The organism is Acidimicrobiales bacterium (genome assembly GCA_035531755.1).
In the GTDB taxonomy this organism is placed as follows: domain Bacteria; phylum Actinomycetota; class Acidimicrobiia; order Acidimicrobiales; family UBA8190; genus DATKSK01.
This window is the reverse complement of record DATKSK010000030.1, coordinates 63,178-77,412: the sequence shown is the minus strand read 5'-3', so window position 1 is coordinate 77,412 and position 14,235 is coordinate 63,178. Positions and strand designations below refer to the sequence as shown.

Annotated in this window: 11 protein-coding genes; 10 read left to right on the top strand and 1 reads right to left on the bottom strand. The window is 74.4% G+C overall.

Features of this window, described 5'->3' with window-relative positions:
- From murA to VMV22_06330, 6 genes are all read left to right on the top strand, one after another.
- Complete coding sequence (gene murA, locus VMV22_06355; GenBank protein ID HUY21944.1) at window positions 1-1,305, top strand: UDP-N-acetylglucosamine 1-carboxyvinyltransferase; 1,305 nt, start codon at window positions 1-3, stop codon at window positions 1,303-1,305.
- Window positions 1,306-1,353: 48 nt separating this feature from the next.
- Window positions 1,354-2,391 (top strand): methylmalonyl Co-A mutase-associated GTPase MeaB, encoded by a 1,038-nt coding sequence (gene meaB, locus VMV22_06350; GenBank protein ID HUY21943.1) that lies wholly within the window; start codon window positions 1,354-1,356, stop codon window positions 2,389-2,391.
- Between the two features lie 68 nt (window positions 2,392-2,459).
- Complete coding sequence (locus VMV22_06345) at window positions 2,460-3,251, top strand: enoyl-CoA hydratase-related protein (GenBank protein HUY21942.1); 792 nt, start codon at window positions 2,460-2,462, stop codon at window positions 3,249-3,251.
- A 100-nt stretch (window positions 3,252-3,351) separates the two neighbouring features.
- Window positions 3,352-5,232 carry a maltose alpha-D-glucosyltransferase gene (treS, locus tag VMV22_06340; protein HUY21941.1) on the top strand — a complete coding sequence of 627 codons (1,881 nt, stop codon included), beginning with the start codon at window positions 3,352-3,354 and terminating at the stop codon, window positions 5,230-5,232.
- Window positions 5,229-6,533 (top strand): hypothetical protein, encoded by a 1,305-nt coding sequence (locus tag VMV22_06335; protein HUY21940.1) that lies wholly within the window; start codon window positions 5,229-5,231, stop codon window positions 6,531-6,533. Before treS ends, VMV22_06335 begins: the two co-directional genes overlap by 4 nt.
- A 9-nt stretch (window positions 6,534-6,542) precedes the next feature.
- The gene (locus VMV22_06330) at window positions 6,543-7,592 is read left to right on the top strand and encodes an ATP-dependent 6-phosphofructokinase (protein HUY21939.1); all 1,050 of its coding nucleotides are present in this window, start codon (window positions 6,543-6,545) and stop codon (window positions 7,590-7,592) included.
- 51 nt (window positions 7,593-7,643) lie between these two features.
- Here the strand turns inward: VMV22_06330 and galT are convergent, their stop codons facing one another.
- Entirely contained in the window at window positions 7,644-8,624 is a 981-nt protein-coding gene (gene galT / locus VMV22_06325; GenBank protein ID HUY21938.1) for a galactose-1-phosphate uridylyltransferase, read from the bottom strand.
- 239 nt (window positions 8,625-8,863) lie between these two features.
- Between galT and VMV22_06320 the strand changes: the two genes are divergently transcribed.
- From VMV22_06320 to ligA, 4 genes are all read left to right on the top strand, one after another.
- On the top strand, window positions 8,864-9,418 hold the full coding sequence (locus VMV22_06320) for a hypothetical protein (protein ID HUY21937.1): 555 nt from the start codon (window positions 8,864-8,866) through the stop codon (window positions 9,416-9,418).
- A 9-nt stretch (window positions 9,419-9,427) separates the two neighbouring features.
- Window positions 9,428-10,573, top strand: coding sequence for a cysteine desulfurase family protein (locus tag VMV22_06315; GenBank protein HUY21936.1), 1,146 nt, complete (start codon window positions 9,428-9,430; stop codon window positions 10,571-10,573).
- A 253-nt stretch (window positions 10,574-10,826) separates the two neighbouring features.
- Window positions 10,827-12,005, top strand: a complete 1,179-nt coding sequence (gene mnmA / locus VMV22_06310) for a tRNA 2-thiouridine(34) synthase MnmA (GenBank protein ID HUY21935.1) — start codon at window positions 10,827-10,829, stop codon at window positions 12,003-12,005.
- 20 nt (window positions 12,006-12,025) lie between these two features.
- Window positions 12,026-14,167, top strand: coding sequence for an NAD-dependent DNA ligase LigA (gene ligA, locus VMV22_06305; protein HUY21934.1), 2,142 nt, complete (start codon window positions 12,026-12,028; stop codon window positions 14,165-14,167).
- Window positions 14,168-14,235: the final 68 nt, after the last annotated feature.

Genomic DNA, 14,235 nt, shown 5'->3' with positions numbered 1-14,235 from the left:
GTGGACCGCTTCGTCGTTCGCCCCGGGGGGCCGCTGCACGGGACGGTGCGGGTCGGGGGCGCCAAGAACTCGGCGCTCAAGCTGATGGCTGCCTGCCTGCTGGCCGAAGGGCGCCACGTCCTGTCCGGTGTGCCGCGCATCGTCGACGTCGAACTCATGGCGGAGGTGCTGACGGCCATCGGCGTGCGCGTCGAGCGGCTCCCGGACGGCCCCGGCGCCGGGGGGGCGCCCGGCCGCCCCGGGGACATCGTCGTCGACACGCCGGCCGCACTGGTCCCCGAGGCGCCCTACGAGCTCGTCGAGAAGATGCGGGCGTCGGTCGTCGTGCTGGGGCCGCTGCTCGCCCGCACGGGACGGGCCAGCGTGGCGCTGCCGGGGGGCGACGACTTCGGCAACCGTCCCATCGACATCCATCTGCACGGCCTGGCCACCCTCGGCGCCGAGTTCGACATGGTGCACGGCAACATCGAGGGCCGGGTGCCGGGCGGCGACGGTGGCCGGCTCGTCGGGCACCGCGTGGTGTTCGAGTACCCGAGCCACACGGCGACCGACAACGTCCTCATGGCGGCGGTCCTCGCCAGGGGGACCACCGTCATCGAGAACGCGGCGCGCGAGCCCGAGGTCATCGACCTCGCCGACTTCCTCACGCACATGGGGGCCCGCATCCGGGGGGCGGGCACCTCCCACATCGAGGTGGACGGGGTGGACGAGCTGCACCCCGGCCCCGCCGCCCATCAGGTCGTCCCCGACCGCGTGGTGGCGGCCACGCTCCTCGCCGCGGTCGGGCTGGCCGGCGGCGAGATCGTCGTCGAGGACGGCCGGGCGGACCACATGGACATGGTGCTGCGCAAGATGGGCGAGATCGGCGTGGCGGTCTCTCACTCGCCCGAGGGCCTGCGGGCGACCTCGAGCGGGCGGCTCCACAGCGTCGACGTGGCCACCCTCCCGTACCCCGGCGTGGCCACGGACTACAAGCCGTTCCTGGTCACCATGCTGAGCGTCGCCGACGGCGTCGGGATCGTGACCGAGAACCTCTTCTCCGGCCGGTTCCGCTACGTGGACGAACTGCGGCGGATGGGCGCCGACATCCGCACCGAGGGCCACCACGCCGTGGTGCGCGGTGTCCGGCGGCTGTCGGGCGCCCCCGTACGCGCCCCTGACCTGCGGGCCGGCGCCGCGCTCGTCCTCGCCGGGATGGTGGCCGAGGGGGAGACGGTGGTGTCCGACGCCCGCCACATCGACCGGGGCTACGAGGACCTCGCCGCCACGCTGCGCTCGCTGGGTGCCGACGTCTCACGGGGCTGAGGCGATTTCCCGACCCGAGCGCGCCTCTCGTACGCTCGGTCCCGCTCCATGACCCCGTCCGACACCTCTCCCGCCGGCGCCGGGCCGCCGCCGGCGCCCCCGCCCCCGCTCACGCTCACGCGCGGGTCGGACCCGGCCGCGCTCCTCGACGCGGCGACGACGGGCGACCGGGTGGCGCTGGCGCGGCTCGTCACCCAGGTCGAGCGGGGCGGGCCGCCGGGGCGTGCGGCCGCCTCCCTCGCCTACACGAGCGGCTGCGAGGCCCGGACCGTCGGCCTGACGGGGCCGCCCGGGGCGGGCAAGTCCACGCTCACCGACCGGCTGATCGCCACGGTGCGCGCCGCGGGCGTCGAGCAGGTCGCCGTGCTCGCCGTCGACCCCTCGTCACCCTTCTCGGGCGGTGCCATCCTCGGTGACCGGGTCCGCATGCAGGACCATGCGCTCGACACCGGGGTGTTCATCCGGTCGATGGCGTCGCGCGGCCATCTCGGCGGCCTGGCCGTCGCCGTGCCGGAGACGATCCGGGTGCTGGCCGCCGCCGGCTTCCCCCTGGTGCTCGTGGAGACGGTGGGCGTCGGGCAGGTGGAGGTGGAGGTGGCCGGCGCCACCGACACCACGATCGTCGTCCTCAACCCCCGGTGGGGCGACGCCATCCAGGCCAACAAGGCGGGTCTGCTCGAGGTGGCCGACATCTTCGTCGTCAACAAGGCGGACATGCCCGGCGCCGGCGAGACGCGCCGCGACCTCGAGCAGATGCTCGACCTCACGGCGCTCGGCGACTGGCGGCCGCCGGTGGTCGAGACCACCGCCACCACCGGCGAGGGGGTGGACGCCCTGTGGGAGGAGATCGTCCGCCACGGCCGCCATCTCGATGAGAACGGCTCCCTCGGCCCCGACCGGGCCGCCCGCCTGGGCCGCGAGTTCCGGATCGTGCTGGCGGCGCGCATCGAGCGCGAGGTCGACCGGCTGTGTGCCGAGGAGGAGTTCGCGGGGCTGGCGCAGGCCGTGGCCGAGCACCGCATGGACCCGTACGACGCCGCCGACCGTCTGCTGGCCCGCGTGGCCGAGGAGGGCGTCCCGGACTGATCCGGCGGCGTCGGCGCATCCGGGTGTCGTGGCGCCCGGCCCCGTGCCGGGTCGGGTACGGTGCGCGCATGGGGGAGGGTGCCACCGACGATGGGACGGTGACCGTCGACAGGCGCGCCGACGGCGTGGCGCTGGTCACGATCGACCGGCCCACGATGAACGCGCTGTCGGTCTCGCTCCTCGACCGCCTGCGCGACGCCGTGGCCGCCTTGCGCCACGACCCTCCTGGGGCCGTGGTCCTGTGGGGCGGGCCGCGGATCTTCGCCGCCGGCGCGGACATCGGCGGGTTCGCGGGGCCCGGAGCGGCCGAGCGCATCAACCGCTCCTTCATGGACGCGACCGGCGAGCTCGCCGCGCTCGAACGGGTGAGCGTCGCCGCGGTCTCCGGCTACGCGCTCGGGGGAGGGCTGGAGCTGGCGCTCGCCTGCGACCTGCGCGTCGTGTCCGACAGGGCCCGCCTCGGTCAACCCGAGATCCTCCTCGGCATCATCCCGGGCGGCGGCGCCACGCAGCGGCTGCCGAGGCTCGTCGGGGTGGCCCGGGCGAAGGACATCATCTACACCGGCCGCCAGGTGGGGGCGGACGAGGCGCTGCGCATCGGCCTGGTGGACCGCGTCGTCCCCCGCGACCGCGTGCTCGACGAGGCCCTGACCCTGGCGGCGGGATTGGCGTCGGGGCCGCTCGTCGCGCTGGCCGCCGCCAAGCGCGTGATCGACGACGGCTCTGAGGAACCTCTCGACGCCGCCCTGCGGCGCGAGGGCGCGGCCTTCGTGACCGTGTCCGACACCGAGGACGCCCGCATCGGCGTCGCCTCGTTCCTGGAGCACGGCCCCGGCCGCGCCCGGTTCGTCGGCCGCTGATGCCCGTCGTGCGGAGGGTGTGACCGTGTCCCGGCCGGCCAGGGCGCCGCGGGTCCGGCGGGCGCCCTCCGGGGCCCCGACGGGCCGACGTGCCGGCGGGGTGCGCCTACCGGGGATCCGGCCCACGGCGCTGCCCGCCAAGGGCGGCGCCGACTGGTACCGGCGCGGGGTGTTCTACGAGGTCCTCACGCGCGGGTTCTTCGATTCCAACAACGACGGCATCGGTGACCTCGCCGGCCTGCGGGCCAAGCTCGACTACCTCGAATGGCTGGGCATCGACTGCCTGTGGCTCCTGCCCTACTACCCGTCGCCCATGCGCGACGGCGGCTACGACATCAGTGACTTCTTCACGGTGCACCCCGAAATGGGGTCGCTCGACGACCTGGTCGAGTTCCTCGACGACGCCCACCGGCGCGGCATCCGGGTGATCGCCGACCTGGTCATGAACCACACCAGCGACCAGCACCCGTGGTTCGCCGAGTCGCGCGCGTCGCGCGACAACCCCAAGGCCGACTGGTACGTGTGGAACGACGACGACCAGCGCTGGCCCGAGGCCCGCGTCGTCTTCGTGGACGTGGAGACGTCCAACTGGACGTGGGAGCCGCAGCGCCAGCAGTACTACTGGCACCGCTTCTACTCGCACCAGCCGGACCTCAACTACGAGAACCCCGATGTCGTCAACGCCATGTTCGGCGTCGTGCGCTTCTGGCTGGACCTCGGGCTCGACGGGTTCCGCCTCGACGCCGTCCCGTACCTGTTCCAGCGCGACGGGACCACCGGCGAGAACCTCCCCGAGACCCACGCCCTCTTGCGCCAGCTCCGCAAGGAGGTGGACGCGGCCCACCCCAACCGGGTGTTGCTGGCCGAGGCCAACCAGTGGCCCGCCGACCTCGTCGACTACTTCGGCGACGGCGACGAGTGCCACATGTGCTTCCACTTCCCCCTGATGCCGCGGCTGTTCATGGCCGTGCGGCGCGAGCAGCGTTTCCCCGTCACCGAGATCCTGTCCCAGACGCCGGGTATCCCCGACGGCTGCCAGTGGGCGATCTTCCTCCGGAACCACGACGAGCTGACGCTGGAGAAGGTCACCGAGGAAGAGCGCGACTACATGGTCGCCGAGTACGTGAAGGACCCGCGCATGCGCCGGCACATGGGCATCGGGCGGCGCCTCGCCCCGCTGCTCGACGGCGACCGGCGCCTGGCCGAGCTCCTGCACGCCGTGCTGTTCTCCCTGCCGGGCAGCCCCGTCATCTACTACGGCGACGAGGTGCTCATGGGCGACAACGTCTACCTCGGCGACCGGGACTCGGTGCGCACGCCCATGCAGTGGAGCCCGGACCGCAACGGCGGCTTCAGCCGCGCCGACTTCGCCCAGCTCTACCTGCCGCCGCTCATGGACCCGGTCTACGGGTACGAGGCGGTGAACGTCGAGGCCCACCAGCGCAACCCCAGCTCACATCTCCACTGGCTGCGCACGATCCTGCAGACCCGCAGGCAATTCCCGGTGTTCGGGACGGGTGCGTTCGACCTGGTGCCGTGCGCCAACCCCTCGATCCTCGCCTACGTCCGCAGCCCGGAGCCCGAGCGCGCCGGGGTCGGCGGGCGCGCCGGACGCGTGGCGCGACCCGGGCGCACCGGGCGCGGGGCGCGCCGCGCCGCGGGCCTCGCCGACACCGCGGCCGGCACCGCGGCCGGAACCGGTGCCAGGCCCGCGGCCGGCACCGGTGCCGGGCCCGAGGCCGGCGGCCAGAACCCCGTCCTGTGCGTGCACAACCTGAGCCGTTTCGCCCAGCCCGCCGAGCTCGAGATCGGCCGTTGGGCGAACCGCACTCCCGTCGAGTTGCTCGGGCGGATACCGTTCCCGCCGGTGGGCGGAGGGAACTACAGCGTGACGCTCGGCCCCTACGGCTTCTACTGGTTCGAGCTCCTCGAGGAGCATGCGGCCGACCTCGGGGGCCCCGCCCCCGGTGGCCCGGGATGACACCCGCCGACACCACCGTGGTCGACGTGTCCGACGCGGCACGCGCCGCGCTCGCCGGCCTGTTGTCGGCGTACGCGGCGCGCCGGCAGGGCTGGGACGCCGGCGCGCCCGTCCGCGTGGTCAGTGCCGAGGTGCTGGTGCCCGGGCGGCCCGGGATCGTCGACGTGGTGGCCGAGCTGGGCGAGCGGATGGTGCATGTCCCCATCGGCCTGCGCGCCCCCGGTGACGACGTCCGTTCCATCCCCGAGGGGGAGGACGCCGTCGTCGGCGAGTTCGAGGACGACGCGGGGCCGGCCGTGGCGGTCGACGCCATGCACGACGCCGGGATCGCCGCCCTGCTCCTGCAGTTGGTGGTGGTGGACGAACCGGTGACGGACGCGGCGATGCGGTTCCTGCGTGACGACGAAGGGTCGATCACCCTCGTGGTCGACGAGCGCGTGGCCTTCACCGTGTACAACCACGTGCTCGACGGCCCCCGCCGCGACCTCGAGCTGTTCCTGGCCCTCGACGAGGTGGGGTTCAACCACCTGGCCGCGCCGCTCGGGGTGTGGCGGCGCGCCGGGCGCGACCTCGGCGTCGTGCAGGAGTACCTGCCCGGCGCGTCGTCGGGTAACGCCCTGGCGCTGACGTCGGTGCGCGACCTGTACGCGTCGGGCGGGCCCCCGGAGCTCGCGGGCGGAGACTTCGGTGCCGAGGCGCACCGTCTCGGGACGATGGCGGCGCGCATGCACGTCGGCCTGGACAAGGCGTTCGGCCGCCGCCCCGGCGACGTCGGTCAATGGGCCCGGGAGATCGACGCCGCCCTGAAGGCGGAGGGCCCCGACGTGGTCGACCGCCCCGACGTCGGACACCTCCTGGGCGAGCTGCGGGCCCTGCAGGTCCCGTCGCCCATGATCCGCACGCACGGTGACTTCCACCTGGGTCGCACCAGGCGGACCGAGCAGGGGTGGTACGTCGTGGACTTCAGCCCCGGCGGCACGCCGGTGTCCGCGGTGGGGGCGTCCACCGACCCCGGCGACGACGGTCGCGTGTTCCGGTCCCCGCTCGCCGACGTGGCCGACATGCTCTGGTCGTTCGGGCACGTGGCGAGCACGGCCGCCGACGAGCGCGACCCGTCCGGGCGCGAGGGCCTCGGCGAGCTCGCGCACGCCTGGGAGGCCCGCAACCGGCGGGCGTTCCTGGCGGGCTATCTGGGGGTCCCGGGCATCAGCGGCCTGGTCCCGCCCGGCCGCGAGGCGCTGCGCGTCCTGACGTCGTCCTTCGAGATGGTGCGGGCCGCGGTCCACGAGTCCCGTTCGTAGGATGGGTCGATGCGCATCGGGATCCTGACCGGGGGCGGAGACTGCCCAGGGCTCAACGCGGCCATCCGGGCGGTGGTGCTCACGGCCCAGCTCGTCCACGGTGACGAGGTCATCGGCTACCTCGACGGGTGGAAGGGCGTCCTCGACGACGACTACGTCCCGCTCGACGTGCCCGAGTGCCGCGACATCCTCGCCGTCGGCGGCACCATCCTGGGGACGTCGCGCACGAACCCCTTCACGGTCGACGGCGGCGCCGAGCGCGTGGCCGGCAACCTCACCGCGCACGGCGTCGACGCTCTCGTCGCGGTCGGCGGGGAGGACACGCTCGGCGTCGCCAACCGGCTGGGCGAGTTCGGCGTCCATGCCGTGGGCATCCCGAAGACCATCGACAACGACCTGTCGGGCACGGAGGTGACGTTCGGGTTCGACACCGCCGTGCAGATCGCCACCGAAGCCATCGACCGGCTGCGCACCACCGCCGAGTCTCACCACCGGGTCATCGTGTGCGAGGTGATGGGTCGCCACGTGGGGTGGATCGCCACCCACGCCGGGATCGCCGGCGGTGCCGCCGAGATCCTCGTGCCCGAGGTGCCCTTCGGGCTCGACGCCGTGTGCGACCGGTTGCAGCGGCGCCATCTCGGGGGTCGGTTCTCGTCCATCGTGGTGGTGTCCGAGGGTGCGGTCCCCGTCGAGGGGCCCGACGCCGAGTCGTTCCGCCTGGCCACGTCAGGGGCGTCGGTCGACCAGTTCGGCCACGCCCGGCTGGGCGGCATCGGCGCCTGGCTGGCCGAGGAGATCGAGCGGCGCACGGGGTTCGAGGCCCGGGTCACCATCCTCGGGCACATCCAGCGGGGCGGGTCACCGTCGGCGTTCGACCGCGTCCTGGCGACGCGCTTCGGTGTCGCCGCCGTGACGGCCGTGCACGACGGCGCCTTCGGGACGATGGTGGCGTTGCAGGCCGGCCAGATCGTCCGCGTGGCCATCGCCGACGCGGTGTCCAAGGCGAAGACGGTCGACCTCGACCTCTACCGGGGCGTCGCCGGGATCTTCCTCGGGTAGGGGCCGGGGCGCCCCCGGTCTTCCTCGCACGGGCTGGGTCCGGCCGCAGCCTCAGGCGGGGACGACCACCCGGAGCTCTTCGGTGGCCTGCTCGGGGGCCATGATGTTGATGAGGACGCCGGTCCCCGCCTCGAACCCGGCCGTGGTGGTGAGCTTCGGCCACACGTGGGCGTGCCAGTGGTAGGGCTCGGGCGCACGGTAGGGCGCAGAGTGGAAGACGACGTTGTAGGACACGTCGCCGAGGCGGTCGTGGAGCGATCCCAGCACGGTGCGCAGCGCCCGTCCCACCGCGGCGAGGTCCGACGGCGTGGCCCGGTGGAGGTGCGGCCCGTGGGTGCGCGGGATGACCAGCATCTCGTAGGGGTAGCCGCTCCAGAAGGGGCACACCACGAGCACGCGCTCATTGGCGTACACCACGCGGTGGCGGGCGTCCTCCTCGGCGTCGACGGTGGTGCACAGCAGGCACCGGCCGGCGAAGCGTGCGAACCCCGCCTGTTCCTCTGCGAGCTCGCGCGGCACGAACGACATCCCGAGAAGCTGCCCGTGGGGGTGCTCGATCGACGCCCCCGCCTCGCGCCCCGAGTTCACGATCGCCTGGCTGTAGCGCAGGCCCGGGACCGTGGAGTGCTCCTCGATCCGGTCACGGATGGCCGCCATCACGAGCACGGCCTGCTCGTCGGAGATCCCCTCCCAGCCATGGTCGTGGTCGGGGGAGATCACGAGGACCTCGTGGATCCCGCCCGCGGTGGCCTGGGTGAAGACCGGTCCCCGGTTCTCGACCACGAACGGGTGGTCACCCTCGAAGGCGGGGTAGAGGTTGGGGACCACCCGGACGAGCCACGAGCCGCTCGAGCCGTAGGTCTCCAGAGCCGGCGGCGTCGACTCCTCGTTGCCGGCGCAGAAGGGGCAGGGCCGGCTGGTGTCGGCCTGGATGGGCGTGGCCGGGGGCGCGAAGGCGAACGGGCGTTGGGAGCGGTCGACGCTCACCACGACCCACCGTCCGGTGAGCGGGTCCAAGCGGAGTTGGTTCATCCCGTGCCCCCCGGGCTGCTCTTCTCTGTCACGGTACCCGTGTCGACGCCCATTGCCTCATTACCCATCGGTAACCCTACCGGGCGGCCTGTGGCCTCGTGCTCGCCACGCCCAGTGCCCCGGTGCTCACAGCCCACGCTACTCCGGGTCCGGGTGACGTGGATCGATGTCCACTCGTTGTGTCGTCGGCGGCCGGGGTCCCGGCGGGGACCTGCCCGCCAGGGCAATGTGTCGGAGTTGTGTCGAGCGTGGTCGTGGTGGGGTCGGAGTGGCCGTTCGCAACGGTGCCCGCCGTGCCGACCGGCGCGCTCTACAGCATCCTGCTCGTCCTCCACGTGCTGTGCGCGGTGGTGGGGTTCGGGACGCTGGTGGCCACCGGGGTGCAGGCGGCGCGGGCCCGGCGCGGGCCCGGCGCGGGCGGCGCCGAGGGTGTGCGCCGGTACTTCCGGCCCGGCGTCAACTGGGCCGGCCGCGCCCTCTACGGCGTGCCCGTCTTCGGCGTCGCCCTCCTCGGCGCCAGCGCGGGCGCGTTCGAGGCCGGCGACGGGTTCGTGGTGGTGGGCATGGCGCTGTGGCTGCTCGCCGCCGTGATGGCCGAGGCCGTGGTGTGGCCGGATGAGCGACGGGTCCAGGCGGCGCTGCCCGGGCTCTGGGCGCGCCATCCCGGTGCGGACGGGGCCGGTGCGGACGGGGCCGGTGCGTTCGATCGGACGTGCCGCCGGCTGGCGCTCTCGGCGGTCGTCCTGGCGTTCGTGTTCGTCGCCGCCGTCGTGGTCATGGTGGGCAAGCCGTAGCCTGGTCCCGTGCAGGCGTACCTCGACCACGCGGCCACGACGCCGCTGCGGCCGGAGGCGCTGGCAGCCATGCTCCCGTACCTCACGGAGCACTTCGGCAATCCCTCGGGCTCCCACGCCGTCGCCCGCCGCGCCCGGACGGCGGTCGACGAGGCGCGTGACGAGGTGGCGGCCTGCCTCGGGTGCGAGCCCGGCGAGGTCGTGTTCACCGCCGGCGGCACCGAGTCCGACAACCTCGCCGTGCTCGGCGCGCACGCCGCCGGGCGCGGCACGGTCGTGTGCTCGGCGGTCGAGCACCATGCCGTGCGCAACGCGTGCGCGGCGCTGGGTGGCACGGTCGTGTCCGTGCGGCCGTCGGGGGTGGTGGACCTCGAGGCGCTGGCGGGCGTGTTGGGCCCCGACGTCGGGCTCGTGTCGGTCATGCTCGTCAACAACGAGGTGGGCACCGTGCAGCCCGTGCGGGACGTGGCGGCGATGGTGCACCAGCGCGCCCCCGGCGCGCTGGTGCACACCGACGCCGTCGCCGCCGTGGGGTGGCTCGACGTCGCCGAGGCGGCCGCCGACGCCGACCTCGTGTCGGTGAGCGCGCACAAGTTCGGCGGCCCCAAGGGCATGGGCGCGCTGGTGGTGCGCGGCGGCGCGTCGCTGGGGCCGGTGCTCCACGGCGGGGCCCAGGAGCGCGGCCGGCGCCCCGGGACCCACGATGTCGCTGGGATCGTCGGCATGGCGGCCGCCCTGCGCGCTGCCACCGACGGCCGCGTCGACGCCGTGCCCCGGGTGGCGGTGCTGCGGGACCGGCTGGCGGACGGGTTGCGGGCCACGGTGGACGGCATCGGGGAGACGGCGGTGCACGCCGGAGTCGGTGGAGTGGCTGACCGCGTCGCGAAGGTCGCCGCCAGCTGCCACCTCTGTATCGCCGGCGTCGACCAGGAGGAGCTCCTCGTGCTCCTCGACGATGCCGGTGTGGGTGCCTCGGCGGGCGCGGCGTGCGCCAGCGGCGCCGTCGAGCCGAGCCACGTCCTGCTGGCGATGGGCCTCACCGTCGCCGAGGCCAGGACGGCGGTCCGTTTCTCCCTCGGGCCCACCACCACCGCGGGCGAGGTCGACCACGTGCTCGGTGTCATGCCGAAGATCGTCGAGCGCCTGCGCGCCTGAGCCGCTCCGGGGCCTCGTGGCGATCGTCGTCGCCGCTGTCGCCGCCCGGACCGGTGGCCGGCGGGCCCGCCCCGGCGGTGGTCCGCGTGGGGGCCGGGCGGGCCGGCGCCAAACGCGCCGACGACGGGGAGGCCGTCGGGATCTCGGCCGTGCCGCCCGGCCCCGGGCAGCGTGGAAGAGCTCGTGGTGGCGCAGCGGGCGACCAGGCTCCGTGCTCGGTTCGATTCCCCTTTCGGGCACCACCCTCCGCACCATGATCATCGCATTGCGTCGTATCTCTTCCCGGGAGGTGCATCTCGTTCGCCTCTCATCACCCCGGGGCCGCCGACACCTCACCTCCCGGTGGGTACGCCACCGGCACCGTCACGACGTCGCCCTACGCTTGACCCCCGTGCGGGTGCTCGTGGCCATGTCGGGCGGGGTCGACTCGTCGGTGGCCGCCGCCCTGACGGCCGAGGCGGGCCACGCGGTCGTCGGCGCCACGCTCAAGCTGTGGGGCGGGCCCTCCGACAGCGGGTGCTGCTCCGTGGCCGACGTCGAGGACGCCCGGCGGGTGGCCGGGCAACTGGGGCTCGACCACCACGTCTTCAACTTCACCGACGCCTTCGAGTCCTCCGTGGTCGCCCCCTACGTCGCCGACCACGCCGCGGGCCGCACGCCCAACCCGTGCATCGAGTGCAACCGCCGGATCAAGTTCGGCCTCCTCCTCGACCGCTGCCTGCGGCTGGGCTTCGACGCCCTGGCCACGGGTCACCACGCCCGGGTCGTGGCCGGCGCGGGCGGCCCCCGCCTGCGCCGGGGGGCCGACCGGGCCAAGGACCAGTCCTATGTGCTGTCGATGCTCGGCCGCGACGAGCTCGCCCGGGTCGTCCTGCCGGTGGGGGACCTGACCAAGGCCGAGGTGCGGGCCCGCGCCGCGCGCCTCGGGCTGCGCACGGCGGACAAGCCCGACAGCCAGGACGTGTGCTTCGTCCACTCCGGCGCGGGACGGCGCGGGTTCCTCGCCGAGCGCCTGGAGCTGCACCCCGCCGACCTGGTCGACGCGGCGACCGGGGCCGTGGTCGGCAGCGTCCCCGCGGCCGAGCTCGTGACGGTCGGCCAGCGGCGGGGGCTCGGGGCGGCACCCGACGGCCGGCGCCGGTTCGCGCTGTCGGTCGACGTCCCCGGCCGCCGCATCACGGTCGGGGGGGCGCAGCAGGCCGTGGCCGCCCGCGTCCCCGTCGGGCCGGCGCGCTGGGCCGGCGCGGCGTTGGCGGTGGGGGGCCGCGCCCGTGCCCAGACCACGGCGCACGGTGCCGCCGCCCCGTGCACGTGGGACGGCGACGCCGTGGTGTTCGACGAGCCTCAGCCCTTGGTGGCGGCGGGCCAGACCGTCGCCCTCTACGACGCCGCCGACCCCGACGTCGTCGTGGGCGCGGCCGTCGCCGGCTGAGCGCCGGTACGCTCCCGCGCATGGCGGAGGTCCCGAGCGCCGCGTCCGACGCCCGCCGGGCCGAGGAGCTGCGCGAGCAGATCGCGTTCCACGACGAGCGCTACTACCAGCTCGACGCGCCCGAGATCGCCGACGCCGACTACGACGCGCTGGTGCGCGAGCTGCGCGCCATCGAGGACGCCCACCCCGACCTCGTCACACCGGACTCGCCGACGCGTCGGGTGGCGGGGGCGCCGTCCCCCCTGTTCACCCCGGTGCAGCACCGCACGCCGATGATGAGCCTCGACGACGCCTTCGGGATCGACCAGCTCCACGCGTGGTTCGAGCGCATGGCGCGCATCGCGCCGGAGACGGCCGACGCCGCTTTCGTCTGCGAGCTCAAGATCGACGGGCTCGCCATGTCCCTCGTCTACGAGGACGGGCGCCTGGTGCAGGCGGCCACCCGGGGCGACGGGGTGACCGGCGACGACGTCACCCTCAACGTGGCCACCATCACGGCGGTTCCCGCCACCCTGTCGTGGCCGAGGGGTCGGGGGCCGAGGCCGTCGCTGCTCGAGGTGCGCGGCGAGGTGTACATGCCGGTGTCGTCGTTCGAGCAGCTCAACCAGCGCCAGATGGCGGCGGGGCTCAAGACGTTCGCCAACCCCCGCAACTCGGCCGCCGGGTCGCTGCGGCAGAAGGACCCCGCCGTGACCGCCTCGCGCGACCTGTCGTTCTGGGCTTACCAGCTCGGCATGGTGGAGGGCGGGCCGGCGGTGGCGAGCCACAGCGAGGCGCTCGAGTTGCTGCGCCGGTGCGGCCTCCCCGTCGACCCCGAGGTCGAGGTGGTGCGGGGCACCGCCGACGTGGAGGCGTACTGTCGCCGGTGGGAGCAGCACCGCCACGACCTCGACTTCCAGATCGACGGCGTGGTCGTCAAGCTCGACGACCTGGAGCTCCAGCGCCGGTTGGGCTCGACGTCGCGCGCCCCGCGCTGGGCCATCGCCTTCAAGTTCCCACCCGAGGAGCGCACCACCACGCTGCAGCGCATCATGGTGTCGATCGGTCGCACCGGCCGGGCGACGCCGTTCGCCGTGTTGGAGCCGGTGTTCGTCGGGGGCTCCACCGTCGGCCTCGCCACCTTGCACAACGAGGACCAGGTCCGCCTGAAGGACGTGCGCCCGGGCGACACCGTAGTGGTGCGCAAGGCGGGGGACGTCATCCCGGAGGTGGTGGGGCCCGTCCTCTCGGCGCGCCGACGCGGCGCGCGCCGGTGGGTCTTCCCGACGGCGTGCCCGAGCTGTGGCGGCCCGCTGGTCCGGCTCCCGGGCGAGAGTGACACGTTCTGCACCAACATCGACTGCCCGGACCAGCGCGTGCAGCGGATCGTGCACTTCGCGTCGCGCGGCGCCATGGACATCGAGGGCCTGGGTGACAAGCGCGTGGTCCAGCTGGTCGAGGCGGGCCTGCTGTCGGACCCCGGCGACGTCTACGCGCTGCGATCGGCGCCGCTCGTGGCACTCGAGCGGTTCGGCGACCTGTCGGTCGACAACCTGCTCGCCGCCATCGAGGCCTCGAAGGGCCGACCGCTCAGCCGCCTGCTCGTGGGGCTCGGCATCCGCCACCTCGGGCCGACCGGGAGCCGGGCGGTGGCGCGCGCCTACGGGTCGCTCGATGCCCTGGTCGGGGTCGAGGTCACGGAGCTGGCGGCCGTGGAGGGGATCGGCCCCGTCATCGCCGACAGCGTGGTGGAGTTCCTGGCGTCGCCGGCGAACCGGTCGGTCATCGACAAGCTGCGCGCCGCGGGGGTCGGCTTCGTCGAGCCGGGCGCCCGCCCCGTCGCCGGGTCCGCCGGCGTGCCCGACGCTGCGCTGGCCGCCGGGTCCGCCGGCGTGCCCGAGGCTGCGCTGGCCGCCGGGTCCGACCTGCCCCAGACGCTGCAGGGTCGCTCGGTCGTGGTGACCGGCGCCCTGGAGGACTACACCCGGGAGGAGGCCGAAGAGGCCATCCTGGCCCGGGGCGGCAAGTCGCCGGGGAGCGTGTCGGCCAGGACGTGGGCCGTGGTGCTCGGCGCCGAGCCGGGTGCGGCCAAGCTGAAGAAGGCCGAGGACCTGGGAATTCCGATCGTCGACGGTGCGCGCTTCGGCGAGCTCCTCGCCACCGGCGAGCTGCCCGGGGCCTGATCCCCGCGGTGGACGGCCACGGGCCGTGGCTGGTCCACCGATCCGCGCGGCGCCGTCGGTAGCCTGGG

What these genes read in the sequence shown, in the direction of transcription:
- VMV22_06335 (HUY21940.1), top strand. Translation starts at nt 5,229, where the DNA reads ATGACACCCGCCGACACCACCGTGGTCGACGTGTCCGACGCGGCACGC.
- meaB (HUY21943.1), top strand. Translation starts at nt 1,354, where the DNA reads ATGACCCCGTCCGACACCTCTCCCGCCGGCGCCGGGCCGCCGCCGGCG.
- mnmA (HUY21935.1), top strand. Translation starts at nt 10,827, where the DNA reads ATGATCATCGCATTGCGTCGTATCTCTTCCCGGGAGGTGCATCTCGTT.
- ligA (HUY21934.1), top strand. Translation starts at nt 12,026, where the DNA reads ATGGCGGAGGTCCCGAGCGCCGCGTCCGACGCCCGCCGGGCCGAGGAG.
- galT (HUY21938.1), bottom strand. Translation starts at nt 8,624, where the DNA reads ATGAACCAACTCCGCTTGGACCCGCTCACCGGACGGTGGGTCGTGGTG.
- VMV22_06330 (HUY21939.1), top strand. Translation starts at nt 6,543, where the DNA reads ATGCGCATCGGGATCCTGACCGGGGGCGGAGACTGCCCAGGGCTCAAC.
- VMV22_06345 (HUY21942.1), top strand. Translation starts at nt 2,460, where the DNA reads ATGGGGGAGGGTGCCACCGACGATGGGACGGTGACCGTCGACAGGCGC.